Source organism: Aminobacter sp. Piv2-1 (assembly GCF_037625995.1).
GTDB lineage: Bacteria > Pseudomonadota > Alphaproteobacteria > Rhizobiales > Rhizobiaceae > Aminobacter.
In genome coordinates, this window is the sequence record NZ_JARKMU010000001.1 from 21,943 (window position 1) to 34,601 (window position 12,659).

The following is a 12,659-nucleotide window of genomic DNA, read 5'->3' on the forward strand; positions in this document are numbered from 1 at the left end:
GTGCCACGATGGACGCCAGGATCGCCGCCCGGATGATTGCCGTTCTCGCCCTTGGCGCGGCCATGACAGCCGCGGTCATGGCCCTGCGCGGCGACGGCACGGAGGATGCCGCCCCCCACAGCCTCCGCCGTCCGGGCGGCGAGCCCGCCAACAGCGAGCTTGTCCGCTGCCGCGATCTCGGCATGGTCGCCGCCAACGATCCGATCTGCCGAAAAGCATGGGCGGAGAACCGCCGCCGCTTCCTTCAGTCCCGCGAGCCGGAGCGCGCCGTCACGCCGAGGCCGGAGCGACCCGCAATGCCGAAACCCGAGCGGTTCGGCGACGGCGAGGCAGGAAAGCCGACGGCGACCATTCCGCCAATCAACCTGCCGGTATCGCCATGAACGACACGGGCGTCATCGATCGGTTCCTTGAGACCTTCACCTCCTACATCGACTCCGGCTTCGGGTTGTTGGGCGGTGAAGTCGCGTTCCTCACCACCACACTCATTATTATAGACATCACGCTGGCCGGCCTGTTCTGGGCCTGGGGCGCCGACGAGGACGTGCTGCAGCGGCTGATCAGGAAGACGCTCTATATCGGCTTCTTCGCCTTCATCATCGGCAACTTTAACCGCCTCGCCAACATCGTCTTCGAGAGCTTTTCCGGGCTCGGCCTTCAGGCCGGCGGCGGCTCGCTCTCCGGCTCCGAGCTTCTTCAGCCCGGCCGCGTCGCGCAGGTCGGCATCGACGCCGGCAATCCCATCCTCGAGGCAGCCGGCGAGCTGATGGGCTACATCTCCTTCTTCGAGAACTTCGTGCAGATCATGGTGCTCATGATCGCCTGGGCGATCGTGCTGATCGCGTTCTTTATCCTCGCCGTGCAGATCTTCGTCACGCTGATCGAGTTCAAGCTCACCACGCTCGCCGGCTTCATCCTCATTCCCTTCGCGCTGTTCAACAAGACAGCCTTCCTCGCGGAAAAGGTCCTCGGCAACATCGTCGCCTCGGGCGTCAAAATCCTGGTCCTTGCAGTCATCGTCGGAATCGGCTCGGGCCTGTTCAGCGAGTTCACGTCGGGCTTTGCCGACCAGCCGACCATCACTGACGCGCTGGCGCTGGTGCTCGGCGCGCTGTCATTGATGGGACTCTCCATCTTCGGTCCCGGCATCGCGACCGGCCTGGTCTCCGGCGCGCCACAGCTCGGAGCAGGTGCTGCGGTCGGAACCGGGTTTGCCGCCGCTGGCCTTGGGGCGGCCGGCTACATGGGCGCGCGTGCCGGATTGAGCGGCGGCGCCGCCGCGGTCGGAGCCGGTGGCCGCATGTCGGCCGCGGCCGCGCGCGGTGGCGCGCATCTCGCCGGCGGTGCCTCCACCGCCTATGGTCTCGCCGCCTCGACTTCCGGTCAGAGCGGTATGGGTGCCGTCGCCGCCGGCATGGGAGGAGTGGCGCGAGTCGGCGGAGCGGCCGCCGTGCAGCCCGTCAAACGGGTCGTGTCGCGCGCCGCTCAATCCATGTCCTCCAGCTATCGCGCGGGACAGACCGGCGCATGGTCGGTCACCGGCGGCCAGTCGTCCACCTCCAGCGCATCCGAGGCTGCCGCTTCCTCCGTCTCGACACCGCCGGCCTGGGCCACCCGCATGAAGCGCGCCGGCACGGCCCATCACGGTGCAAGCGTCGCCGCCCACACCATCCGCTCCGGCGACCACGGCGGCGGCTCGATGTCCGTTCCCCTCGATCAGGATGACCGCAGATGAACCTCTTCAAGCGACCTTCCGTGCGCTATGCGCGTTCGCCCGAGCCGGAGACGCCCTATCAGAAGGCTGCTCAGGCCTGGGACGAGCGGATCGGCTCAGCCCGTGTTCAGGCGCAAAACTGGCGGCTGATGGCCTTCGGCTCGCTGGTCCTTGCAGGCGGCTTCGCAACCGCGCTCGTCTGGCAATCTACGCGCGGCACCGTCGTGCCCTGGATCGTGCAGGTCGACCGCTTCGGCGAGGCGCAGGCCGTCGCGCCGGCCGTCGCGGACTACCGGCCGACCGATCCGCAGATCGCGTGGCACCTTGCCCGTTTCATCGAGCAAGTCCGCTCGATCCCCGCCGATCCGATCATCGTGCGGCAGAACTGGCTGCGCGCCTACGAGTTCACAACCGACCGCGGCGCCGTTGCGCTGAATGACTATGCCCGAACCAACGATCCCTTCACGAAGGTCGGCAAGAGCCAGGTCGCCGTCGACATCTCCAGTGTCATCCGAGCATCGCCGGACAGCTTCCGTGTCGCCTGGACCGAGCGCCGCTATGAGAACGGCCAGCTCGCCGCGACCGAGCGCTGGACCGCGATCTTTACCGTTGTGATCGAGCGCCCGCGCACGGCCGACAGGCTGAGGGCCAACCCTCTCGGCGTCTACGTCAACGCAATCAACTGGTCGAGGGAGTTGGGATCATGAGCCACCCAGGAAAAGAAAATACGCGCGAGAAGGGTTCACGTCGCTCTTTGCCGCTGGTCATTGCATTGTCCGCGGCGACCGCGCTTGCCGGCTGCGCCAAGAAGTACATCCCGCCAGAGATCGACTATGACGATGCTGCGCCCGCGGTGCTCGCCGCCGATCCGCCCAGTCCCGTCCGAGTCGTAGAGACACCAAGGCCGTTGCCGCTGCCCGGCCAGTTGAAGCCGGTCGCGGCGGGCGACAGGAAGCCAGAACCGGCAGACCCAAAGGCCCGCATCACCAGCGCCAATGAGGCGGCCCGCATGCAGCCAGTCCGCGATGGCTTCATCAACGCGGTGCAGGTCTATCCCTTCTCGCCGGGCGCGCTCTATCAGGTCTATGCCGCGCCCGGCCAGGTGACCGATATCGCGCTTCAGCCGGGCGAGCAGCTTGTCGGCTCCGGCCCGGTCGCCGCCGGCGACACGGTGCGCTGGATCATTGGCGATACCGAGAGCGGGACAGGGGACAGGCGGCAGGTTCACATCCTGGTGAAGCCGACTCGGCCGGATCTCCAGACCAATGTCGTCATCAACACTGATCGCCGCACCTACCATCTCGAGCTGCGGTCCACCCCCTCGACCTACATGGCTTCGGTTTCGTGGAACTATCCGCAGGACCAGTTGATTGCGCTACGTCGCCAGAACGCGCGAGCCGCCGAAGTCCAGCCAGTCGCCGCCGGCATCGACATCTCGAAGCTCAACTTCAGATATCGCATCGAGGGAGACGCCGCGCCGTGGCGACCACTGCGCGCCTTCGACGACGGCTCGAAAGTCTATATCGAGTTCCCGTCCGGCATCGGCCAGGGCGAGATGCCGCCGCTGTTCGTCATCGGCCCGTCCGGCAAATCTGAGCTGGTCAACTATCGCGCTCGCCAGAACCACTATGTCGTCGACCGGCTGTTTGCAGCCGCCGAGTTGCGCCTCGGCGACAAGGACTCGGAACGCCGCGTTCGCATCGTGCGCACAGACGGCAGGAAGGCGATGCGCAGGACCGCATTGTTCTCCGGGGGAGACAACCGATGACCGACGTGCCCAACACGCCGTCTGGCGACATCCGCGCCGACCTGCGCCTCCGGCCGGAGCCGTCTCGCGTCACGCGACTGTCACGCAAGGTGCTGGTCGGTCTCGGTGGCGTCAGCGCGGTCGCCGTCCTGGGCGCGCTGGTCTGGGCGCTCGATTCCAGCCGCCGCGCCAGCCAGCAACCCTCCGAGCTTTACACCACCGACAACCGCACCACAGCCGATGGCTTGCAGAACCTGCCCCGCGACTACACCGGCCTGCCGCGGCCGGACGTGCCGGAGCTGGGACCGCCGTTGCCGGGCGACCTCGGCCGGCCGATCCGTCGTGCGCAGGAGCGCGGCCAGCCGGTGCCGCCGCCCGACATCCACACGCCGCGCGCCGATCCCGAGGAGCAACGCCGACTTGCCGAGATCGAGGCCGCCCGTATCTCCAAGCTATTCACCGACAGCCGCGGTGAACGCGCGGTCGCCGGTCAGGTTGTAGAGACCAAGGCACCTGGCACCGATCCGTCGACCGGCCTGACGGTGTCGGAAGGACCGCCACCGCTCGCCGAGGGATCGGCGCAGAACATGCAGGATCGCAAGCTTGCCTTCGTCAATGCCGAGGCCGACCGACGCATCATCAGCCCCGATCGCGTGCAGGACAAGGCGTCGCCCTACATTGTGCAGGCCGGAACGATCATCCCGGCCGCGCTGATCACCGGCATCAATTCCGATCTCCCCGGCCAGATCACCGCGCAGGTGACGGAGCATATCTATGACAGCCCGACTGGATCGCATCTGCTGATCCCGCAGGGCGCGCGGCTGATCGGCCAGTACGACAGCCAGGTTGCCTTCGGCCAGCGCCGCGTGCTCCTCGTTTGGAGCCGCATCGTCATGCCGGACGGGACTTCCATCCTGCTGGAGCGGCTTCAGGGCAGCGACACAGAAGGGTTCTCGGGCCTGGAAGACAAGGTCGACCATCACTGGGGCCAGCTCTTCCGCGCCGCCGCGCTCTCCACGCTGCTCGGTATCGGCACGCAGCTCTCGATCGACGAGGAGAGCGAGATCGCCCGCGCCATCCGCGAGAGCGCGCAGGATTCCGTCTCCGACATCGGCCAGCAGATCGTGCGGCGCCAGCTCAACATCCAGCCGACGCTGACGGTACGGCCGGGGTTCCCGATCCGCATCATCGTCAATCGCGACTTGGTGATGCAGGTCTATGGAGCATCGAGGGAGCCATCGTGACGAAACTGAAGCTGTCCGTCATTCCCGACGACCGACCGATCAAGGTCACGGTCGAGCTGCCGGCCGCTGTGCATCGCGACCTCGTTACCTACGCGGAGATCCTCGCCCGCAGCGCCGGCGCGAAGATGTCGCCCGATCCGGTCAAGCTGATCGTCCCCATGCTCCAGCGTTTTATGGCAACCGACAGGGCGTTCGCCAAAGCGCGAAAAGAGCAGAAGGTCGGCTAACGGCACCCTGCCGTCTTGCACGGTTATTAGTCAATCTTGCTGATATGTCGCCCGTAGAAGGGCGACAAACGCCCCAGATACCGGATTCGAGCTATCCGATCGCCAGTAGGCATCATAGCGCAGGCGGACCGACCTGTTCTTGTTCGTGAGCACGGACGATACGACGCCTTCGATCAGGCTAGCGACGTCGCTTTCGGGAAGTAGCGTGACGCCAATCCCTTTCCGGACGAGATTGAGCAGGCTCGATCGGCTCACGTCATGCCGAACGATGGAAGAAGGGACCGCATCAGTCCCGATTCCGCACATTGTTCCGAACTCCATCGACTGCGAGTTGATTAGGGTCGTCTCCTGGGCGAGGTCAGCCAATTCGACTTTCTTCCGGCCGGCCAAGGGATGCTCCGCTGCCATCGCCACCACGATGCGGTCGCGCCAGAGAGGCAAGGTTTCGGTCGCGCCTCGCCGATCGAATCCATGCGCGATCACAACATCGATTGTGCGGCTGCTGAGCCCGGAATGCAGGTCCGCGCGCGAAGCCTCGGTGAATCGGACGTCCACGTCCGGTCTGTCTCGAGCGAACGCCACGACGGCATCGACATAGCCGCAGGCCGGCAACGGTGCATCGATGCCGATCGACAGATGGCCAGTCTCGCCGCGGCCGTTCTGGCCGACCATGGAAAGCGTTCCATCGAGGTCAGTCAGGACCCGGCGGAGATTGGCAAGGAAGCGTTCTCCGGCGGCGGTTGGCCGGACACCGCCGGGGTGACGATCGAACAAGGTCACTCCCAGCGAAAGCTCGAGATCGCGGACGCGGCGGCTCAGCGCGGTGTGGTGCATGTTCAGCCGTGTCGACGCCGCGAGGAAGCTGCCTTCCTCAGCGACCACGAGCACGTATTGAAGAGTGAGAAGCTGAATGGAGCGCCGCATCTACCACCATTTCTTCTCCGTCTCGGCCGCCGCGTATCCTAAGAATAGGAAGACAGCGGCCGAAGCTGAATGGCTAACGCCCTACGTGGTTGCTCGGACGCGGTTCACGCAAGGTGGAGGCCGCGACTGCTGCGGACGAGGCCGAGCGCGTTTCGCGAAGCCGACCGAGTGTGCGCTCATCGAACTTCGCGGTTACCGCAACCGTCTCCTCGCCGTTGATCAGATGCGGCACTCCCAGCGGCGTCACCCGGAAGTGAAGCTGCACCAGGCGAAGAAGCCAAAGCGGGTTCATCTCGATGACGATGGTACCGACGCCGGTGTCGAGACCCCATTCGACGATGCCTGAGAGCAGTGCGTTTGCGACCGGGCTCAGCATCCGACCGCGTTCCCGATATGCCGGCTCGACACAGTATCGTGTCCATTCCCAAATGTTCGCCCCAACGGGGCGCTCACCCTCGCACAATTCGGGCATTACTTCCGAAAGCAGGTGCGGCCGCGTTGTGGGCAACAGGCGCTGATAGCCGATCACCTTGCCAGCTTCTATATAAACCATGTGAACGGCATGCTCATCGTCGAAGCGGTCGGTTTCTCGGCCGTCGGCCCGCCGGAGGTCGCTCCACCCTTTCTCTTCGACAAAGACACGATGGCGAAGCTGGAATGCTTCACCCAACATCGCGCTGTGGCTGTCCTTGGTCTGAGACGTAACGACATGAAGCATCGGTTTTCTCCTCCATGTTGGGATCGACCGATGCTGACGGAATTCACACGCTCAGGGCATTACGGGAATCCGTAGTGTTAGGAGAGTAGCCGAAGGCGAAAGGCCTCAGCGACTGCGTGCAAAGTGTTGCTGACCCCAAGCTTCTCGCGGATTGCACGAAGATGCATGTCGGCAGTATGTCCGCTGATGCAGAGTCTTTCGGCAATTTCATCAACTTTGAGCCCCTCTGCGGCCCAACGAAGGACATCAAGCTGCCTGGGTGACAATCGAATGGCCTTATCTTGATGCCTGGGGTTGGAGAGCATGATCGCATTTCCAAATGCGAATGCAGTCGTAAGCTGCAATAAAGCTCTATCGCGAGTGTCGGCTTCTATTTTCTGTCCAGCAATTGAAAAGCCGACCGGTCGGCCTCCGATGGCTGAGAACGCAAAGGTGAGACCCTGCCTGAGGTGAAACTCGCCCGCCTCGTCCATGACACGCCGATTGTCCGCATCGAGCCTGTACAATTCGCCAACTTCACTCCACAGAAAGGGTGCCGCTCCCCTCTTTACCAGCTGTATTGTGGGGTCGCGGTGTAGATAGCCGCATGAAAAGTAGCGCTCGGACCATTCTTGGGGCCATGCGTCGAGTATGACGTGTCCAAGCTGTTCGCGGCGCGCCGAACCCGGATGAGGGATTACACCGGCGAGAAGACACGTGGCGCCGTAGTGGCTGATGTGCCCGAGTACGCACGTGCACAAGCGATCCATGGTCTTACACTGCCGAATCTCCTCAAGGAAATCAGCCGTATCGTCGAGCCGAACTCGCCATTGCTTGTTTGTTTTGCTGCGCGTGTAAGAGACCATCCTCGGTCTTCCCGGCTGTGCACGCTGCTAACAAGACTTGGCCCCTTCAAGATCTCGCTATTTTCGTGTTTTTCCATTCGAGGAGGCTACTGCGCCACCCTCAGATGTCTAAGCGGCCTTCCCGGTGTCATCGACTGGGCCGCCTGCAGGATCGCCTCTGTTGCAATGCCGTGCGCGCGGTAGAGATCGTCAATCGTGCCGGACTGCCCGAAGTGTTCGACACCGAGCGATCGGGTTCGATGTCCATTGACAGACCCAAGCCAGGCGAGGGTGGCAGGATGGCCATCGATCACGGTCACGATGGCGCAGTTGGAGGGCACCCCATCAAGCAGACGCTCGATATGGCTTTGGGCGTGAACGAGACCGCGTTCGCGAGCTCGTTGCGCGGCAGTCCAGCCGGCATTCAGCCTGTCGGCCGAGGTGATCGCGAGGAGCCCAACTTCGGGTCGGTCCTCAGCCATCAGGCCAACCGCCGAGATCGCCTCGGGAGCCACCGCGCCTTGATAGGCGATGACCACCTGCGCGTTCGGACCGGGACGCCGCAGCCAGTAGGCCCCGCCAACAATGTCGCGTTCCAGATCCTGTGTTATCTGGCGGAGCGGCTGCACGACCGGCCGTGTCGATAGCCTCAGATAGACCGAACCGCCCGTCTGGTCCCGCAGCCAGGTCCGCTCGTCGGGATCTCCGTCGCCATCGCGTTGCATATAGTCGAAGCCGAACCGCATGATGACGGCGAGCTCGTCGAGGAATGCGGGTTCGAAGGCTGCGAGTCCGTCCTGCGCCATGCCGACGAGAGGAGTTCCGATTGACTGGTGCGCACCACCCTCAGGCGCGAGCGTTACGCCAGAAGGCGTTGCAACCAGCATGAACCGCGCATCCTGGTAGCAGGCATAGTTTAGCTGGTCCGCGCCGCGATAGATGAACGGGTCATAGACGGTTCCGATCGGCAGCAGCCGCACACCGTTGATCGAATGCGACAGGCCGAGCGCCGATAGAAGTAGAAAGAGGTTGGATTCGGCGATGCCGAGTTCGATATGTTGCCCTTCTGGCGAGAACGACCAGTTGTAGGTCGAGGGAATGCGCTCGGCCTTGAATGTGTCCGCCAGGCTGTCGCGGGCAAACAGGCCGCGGCGATTGACCCATGGCCCGAGATTGGTGGAGACGGTCACGTCCGGCGCCGTCGTCACGATGCGGCGCGCCAGGGGACTGTCGTCCCGTGCGATCTCATTGAGTATCTGACCAAAGCCCATCTGCGTCGAGATTTGCTTACCTGCGGCGGCAGGCACGGACAGCCTGTCGGGAACAGCAACCTGCTCGTCCATCAGCCTGCGTCTGCCGCTTGCGAAGAATGGGACCTGCTCCACGAAGCGCGCGAGTGCATCCGGTGGAACGGCCGATCCTTCCCACTTATCCCATTCGTGTCCTTCCCTCACGCCCATAGCCGCCCGGAAGGCGGCCATCTGGGCGGGGGTCATCAGGCCGGCGTGATTGTCCTTGTGTCCGGCGAGCGGCAGCCCCTGGCCTTTGTTCGTGTAGCAGATGAAGAGTGTCGGACGATCGTGCTGCGAGGCATTTGCGAAAGCGTCGAGCAAAGTCGGCAGGTCATGTCCTCCGAGATTTGCCATCAGCGCCGCGAGTTCGTCGTCGGAACGGCGCTCGAGAAGAGCCGACACCTCACCCTGATCGCCGATCTCGTCCATCAGCCGCCGCCGCCAGGCCGCGCCGCCCTGGAACGTCAAGGCCGAATAGAGCTGGTTCGGGCAGTCCTCGATCCACTGACGCAGCTTGGCGCCGCCTGGTTCCGCGAACGCAGCTTCCTGCAGCCGCCCGTGCCTGAGGACGACGACGTCCCAGCCGAAGCTCCTGAACATCTGCTCGAACTTGGCCCACAGGCCTTCCCGAACCACCGCGTCCAGAGATTGCCGGTTGTAGTCGACGATCCACCAGCAGTTCCGAAGTCCCTGCTTCCACCCTTCGATCAGGGCCTCGTAAATGTTGCCTTCATCCATCTCGGCATCGCCGACAAGGGCGACCATGCGCCCCTCCTGACGATGTGACATCCAACCATGACCCCTGACGTAATCCTGGACCAAGGACGAGAAGAGCGTCTGCGCGACGCCGAGGCCGACGGAGCCCGTCGAGAAGTCGACGTCGTCCACGTCCTTCGTCCGTGAGGGGTAACTTTGAGCGCCCTTGTAGGCGCGAAAAGCCTCGAGCTTGTCTCGAGTCTGGTTGCCGGCAAGATACTGGATCGCATGGAACACAGGCGAGGCATGCGGCTTGACGGCCACCCGGTCCTCAGGCCTCAAGACTCCGAAATACAGCGCGGTCATGATGGCGCAGAGGGACGCCGACGACGCCTGATGTCCGCCGACCTTCACATCGCCATCGTCCGCGTCCCGGACATGGTTGGCGTGGTGGATCATCCATGACGACAGCCATAGCACCCGCTGCTCCAGCGCCGAAAGTAACCAGGCTGCAGCATCGACAGTATTTCCGTTCATAAGCGCCCTCGTATTCCAAAAGATTCCGATCCCACTCGAAAATTAGCCATCTATGTCACACCAGAGCATGCTGAAACACCGCCGTCGACGATCAACTCTGAGCCAGTAACATAAGAGGATTCATCTGATGCCAAGTAGAGAGCTGCGTAGGCGACATCCCATGCGCTTCCCATTCTTCCTAACGGTGTCTGCTTCGCTCGCAAATTCGCCGCTGAGTTGGCCGAATAGCCTTCAAGGTTCGGTCCTACCGACGCACGGAAGGCGGGCGTGTCAATAAAGCCGGGCAAAATCGTATTGGCCCGAATTCCTTTGCAAGCATACTGAGCAGCGATGGCCCGTGTGAACTGAACTACGGCCGCCTTGGTCGTATAGTAGGCAGTGTAGGGAGCACCGAGGTATCTGTGTGCCGCAATCGACGACACATTAATAACAGACCCACGACTGCATCCTTCCATCTGCGGCAAGACGTATTTGCACATTAGGAAGGCAGACGTGACATTTATCGTCCACGATGCATCCCAATCTGCAAGCGAGAGTTCGACTGGGTTTCCGAACTTAGGGACGCCAATATTGTTGTGAAGGATATCAATTCGTCCAAACGCATCTAAGCATGCGTTCACAAAACGCTCAGCAGCTATTGGGTCGCACGCATTTCCAACGCCAACCGAACAAGAATTACCTTCGTCATGAATTGTCTTGGCGGTTTCCTTGACCGCGGATTCATCGATATCGACAAGGAAGACCTTGGCCCCCTCGCGGGCATATAGTACGGCGGAGGCCTTCCCGTTGCCCCAACCTGATCCGCTTGAGCCGGAACCCACTACCATTGCGACTTTGCCGCTCAGCCGTCCCTTTGACGGCACTCTCATAGAGAGATCAAAATCACTTCCCATGCCAGTCAGGACTCCCAACGAACGGGTTTGCACTTAACAAAACAAAGGAGGCGAGGTCGCTGGTATGAGCCTCGCCTCCATCATGACCTTACCTGGCGTAGTTCGCGTCCACATAGGTTGACGCCTCTGCGCCAGCAGCACCGGCCCGGCGCAGGACGGTCAGATTACCTTCGACAGCCGAAAGTGGAACTTTGATGTCTTTATTGAATATTTTTATGTCGCCGACGTAGAGATCAAATATCTGCTCAGCCGTTTCGCGGTCTGACTGAATGTTGGTTGCCAGGATGCGGATAGCTTCATCGCGGTTGGCTGGATCATACAACCACTCAGTCGCCTCCCGGAGCGCAGAGATATACTTATCGAGATCGGTCGCATTCTTCTCGATCCAGGAGTTGGTCGCGACAATCGCGTAGAAGCCAACGTCGGGCATCATCTCTGCCACAGACATCAGCTTGTTGTACCCCGCCGCTGTTGCCCGAAGGTCGAATGGTTGTGCAAGAACGGTGACGGCCACTGTGCCGCTTGTTAAGGCGGCGTATCGATTGGGCGTTGCCCCATCATATACAATCTCAATCTCTTTCTCAGATACGCCGCCCTTGCTGAGCCAGTCAAGGAAATGAGCGCTGATTGCATCCTTGGGAACGGACATCATCACTCGACGGTCCTTCAGATCCGGTGGGTTCTTCACCTTGCTGTCGGAGACGATTGAGTGTGGAAACAGGAGCAGTGTAGACCCAACCATCGAGATGGGAGCCCCTTGATCCTTCGCTCGGATAGCGACCTCCATAGTCGTAAATGCGAGGTCGAATGCCGAGCCAACCACCTGCTGAACAGCTGCTGCGGGATTCCCAACATATGTGACGACAGGATCAACTCCATGCTTGGAGTAAAATCCCTTGTCCTTAGCTACAAAATCGGGGAGGCAAAATGCCAGTCGGGCAGTCTCGCCGATCTGAAGTTGGCGGGTTTCGGCCTTGACGCTTGAGGGTAAGCTGGCAATCGCCAAGGCCAAGCAACCCGTTCCTATAGTGAGCATCAATTTAAGCATATCTTCCTCCCTTGATTTCATGGCCTATGTTTGTTGAAGGCTGGATTTGACCTCATCCTCGATAAGGCTCCAGATTCGGCCAACTAGTCGGACGAATTCAGGTGTACGTTTGATTTCGAGAGTGCGCGGACGCGGAAGAGTAATAGGGACCTCTTCCTTCAATCGACCGGGTCGAGTAGTAAAAACAAGAACCCGATCTGACAGATAAACAGCCTCGTCTATCTGGTGAGTAACTAAGAGAACTGTCTTATTAGTTTCTGAGCAAACCCGTGTAAGCTCTTCCTGCATTATCTCGCGCGTTTGGGCATCGAGCGCCGAAAACGGTTCGTCCATGAGAAGAATTTCGGCACCAACAGCCAGCGCGCGAGCCAGGTTGGCACGCTGGCGCATCCCGCCGGAAAGTTGATAGGGGTAGTGCTGTTCAAAGCCTGTAAGGCCCACAGTCTTCAAAACCGCAAGCACGCGTTGGTTCATCAAATCACGAGGCGTGTCTTGAACCTCAAGACCGAACTGCACATTTTGCGCGATCGTGCGCCAGGGCATCAAGGCATCTTGCTGAAACACAAAGGCCATAGGCTGGTTGGAGCTACGTGTGCCAACAGAAATCGACCCTCCAGACGGGCGCTCGAGCCCGTTCAAGAGGCGAAGAAATGTTGTCTTTCCGCATCCAGACGCCCCCACGATGCTCACGAATTCGCCCTGCTTGACATCCACATTTATTGATCGAAGCGCTTCGATCGTATTCATGCCTGCAGGAAATGACTTCGAAAGCTGCTTTATAGATAGAACTGACAT

The 12,659-nt window shown here is 61.5% G+C and carries 13 protein-coding genes; 6 read left to right on the top strand and 7 right to left on the bottom strand.

Annotated elements, in window-relative coordinates:
• Positions 1-8: 8 nt before the first annotated feature.
• From trbK-alt to AmiPiv_RS00145, 6 genes are read left to right on the top strand one after another with little or no spacing between them, the layout of a single operon-like run.
• Positions 9-383, top strand: a complete 375-nt coding sequence (gene trbK-alt, locus AmiPiv_RS00120) for a putative entry exclusion protein TrbK-alt (protein WP_340035212.1) — start codon at positions 9-11, stop codon at positions 381-383.
• Positions 380-1,735, top strand: a complete 1,356-nt coding sequence (trbL, locus tag AmiPiv_RS00125; protein WP_340035213.1) for a P-type conjugative transfer protein TrbL — start codon at positions 380-382, stop codon at positions 1,733-1,735. The genes trbK-alt and trbL overlap by 4 nt, the downstream gene beginning before the upstream one ends.
• Entirely contained in the window at positions 1,732-2,421 is a 690-nt protein-coding gene (gene trbF, locus AmiPiv_RS00130) for a conjugal transfer protein TrbF (protein ID WP_340035214.1), read from the top strand. Before trbL ends, trbF begins: the two co-directional genes overlap by 4 nt.
• Entirely contained in the window at positions 2,418-3,482 is a 1,065-nt protein-coding gene (trbG, locus tag AmiPiv_RS00135) for a P-type conjugative transfer protein TrbG (protein WP_340035215.1), read from the top strand. The genes trbF and trbG overlap by 4 nt, the downstream gene beginning before the upstream one ends.
• Positions 3,479-4,705 carry a TrbI/VirB10 family protein gene (locus AmiPiv_RS00140; protein WP_340035216.1) on the top strand — a complete coding sequence of 409 codons (1,227 nt, stop codon included), beginning with the start codon at positions 3,479-3,481 and terminating at the stop codon, positions 4,703-4,705. The genes trbG and AmiPiv_RS00140 overlap by 4 nt, the downstream gene beginning before the upstream one ends.
• Positions 4,702-4,932, top strand: coding sequence for a DUF2274 domain-containing protein (locus tag AmiPiv_RS00145; protein WP_340035217.1), 231 nt, complete (start codon positions 4,702-4,704; stop codon positions 4,930-4,932). The genes AmiPiv_RS00140 and AmiPiv_RS00145 overlap by 4 nt, the downstream gene beginning before the upstream one ends.
• A 30-nt stretch (positions 4,933-4,962) precedes the next feature.
• On the opposite strand, the gene AmiPiv_RS00150 is transcribed toward AmiPiv_RS00145, so the two are convergent.
• The 7 genes from AmiPiv_RS00150 to AmiPiv_RS00180 all read right to left on the bottom strand — a co-directional run bounded on the left by AmiPiv_RS00150 (position 4,963) and on the right by AmiPiv_RS00180 (position 12,659).
• On the bottom strand, positions 4,963-5,856 hold the full coding sequence (locus AmiPiv_RS00150; RefSeq protein WP_340035218.1) for a LysR family transcriptional regulator: 894 nt from the start codon (positions 5,854-5,856) through the stop codon (positions 4,963-4,965).
• Between the two features lie 73 nt (positions 5,857-5,929).
• On the bottom strand, positions 5,930-6,574 hold the full coding sequence (locus tag AmiPiv_RS00155) for an acyl-homoserine-lactone synthase (RefSeq protein ID WP_340035219.1): 645 nt from the start codon (positions 6,572-6,574) through the stop codon (positions 5,930-5,932).
• A gap of 77 nt (positions 6,575-6,651) precedes the next feature.
• On the bottom strand, positions 6,652-7,419 hold the full coding sequence (locus tag AmiPiv_RS00160) for a helix-turn-helix transcriptional regulator (protein ID WP_340035220.1): 768 nt from the start codon (positions 7,417-7,419) through the stop codon (positions 6,652-6,654).
• Between the two features lie 86 nt (positions 7,420-7,505).
• Entirely contained in the window at positions 7,506-9,923 is a 2,418-nt protein-coding gene (locus AmiPiv_RS00165) for a transketolase (protein WP_340035221.1), read from the bottom strand.
• A gap of 50 nt (positions 9,924-9,973) precedes the next feature.
• Entirely contained in the window at positions 9,974-10,816 is an 843-nt protein-coding gene (locus AmiPiv_RS00170) for an SDR family NAD(P)-dependent oxidoreductase (protein WP_340035222.1), read from the bottom strand.
• 88 nt (positions 10,817-10,904) lie between these two features.
• On the bottom strand, positions 10,905-11,864 hold the full coding sequence (locus AmiPiv_RS00175) for an ABC transporter substrate-binding protein (protein WP_340035223.1): 960 nt from the start codon (positions 11,862-11,864) through the stop codon (positions 10,905-10,907).
• A 24-nt stretch (positions 11,865-11,888) separates the two neighbouring features.
• Positions 11,889-12,659 carry an ABC transporter ATP-binding protein gene (locus AmiPiv_RS00180; RefSeq protein WP_340035224.1) on the bottom strand — a complete coding sequence of 257 codons (771 nt, stop codon included), beginning with the start codon at positions 12,657-12,659 and terminating at the stop codon, positions 11,889-11,891.

Excerpts from the sequence above, each read along its gene's own strand:
- trbF (WP_340035214.1), top strand. The coding sequence starts at position 1,732 with ATGAACCTCTTCAAGCGACCTTCCGTGCGCTATGCGCGTTCGCCCGAG.
- AmiPiv_RS00180 (WP_340035224.1), bottom strand. The coding sequence starts at position 12,659 with ATGTCAGTTCTATCTATAAAGCAGCTTTCGAAGTCATTTCCTGCAGGC.
- trbG (WP_340035215.1), top strand. The coding sequence starts at position 2,418 with ATGAGCCACCCAGGAAAAGAAAATACGCGCGAGAAGGGTTCACGTCGC.
- trbK-alt (WP_340035212.1), top strand. The coding sequence starts at position 9 with ATGGACGCCAGGATCGCCGCCCGGATGATTGCCGTTCTCGCCCTTGGC.
- AmiPiv_RS00160 (WP_340035220.1), bottom strand. The coding sequence starts at position 7,419 with ATGGTCTCTTACACGCGCAGCAAAACAAACAAGCAATGGCGAGTTCGG.
- AmiPiv_RS00165 (WP_340035221.1), bottom strand. The coding sequence starts at position 9,923 with ATGAACGGAAATACTGTCGATGCTGCAGCCTGGTTACTTTCGGCGCTG.
- AmiPiv_RS00155 (WP_340035219.1), bottom strand. The coding sequence starts at position 6,574 with ATGCTTCATGTCGTTACGTCTCAGACCAAGGACAGCCACAGCGCGATG.
- AmiPiv_RS00150 (WP_340035218.1), bottom strand. The coding sequence starts at position 5,856 with ATGCGGCGCTCCATTCAGCTTCTCACTCTTCAATACGTGCTCGTGGTC.
- AmiPiv_RS00140 (WP_340035216.1), top strand. The coding sequence starts at position 3,479 with ATGACCGACGTGCCCAACACGCCGTCTGGCGACATCCGCGCCGACCTG.
- trbL (WP_340035213.1), top strand. The coding sequence starts at position 380 with ATGAACGACACGGGCGTCATCGATCGGTTCCTTGAGACCTTCACCTCC.
- AmiPiv_RS00170 (WP_340035222.1), bottom strand. The coding sequence starts at position 10,816 with ATGGGAAGTGATTTTGATCTCTCTATGAGAGTGCCGTCAAAGGGACGG.
- AmiPiv_RS00175 (WP_340035223.1), bottom strand. The coding sequence starts at position 11,864 with ATGCTTAAATTGATGCTCACTATAGGAACGGGTTGCTTGGCCTTGGCG.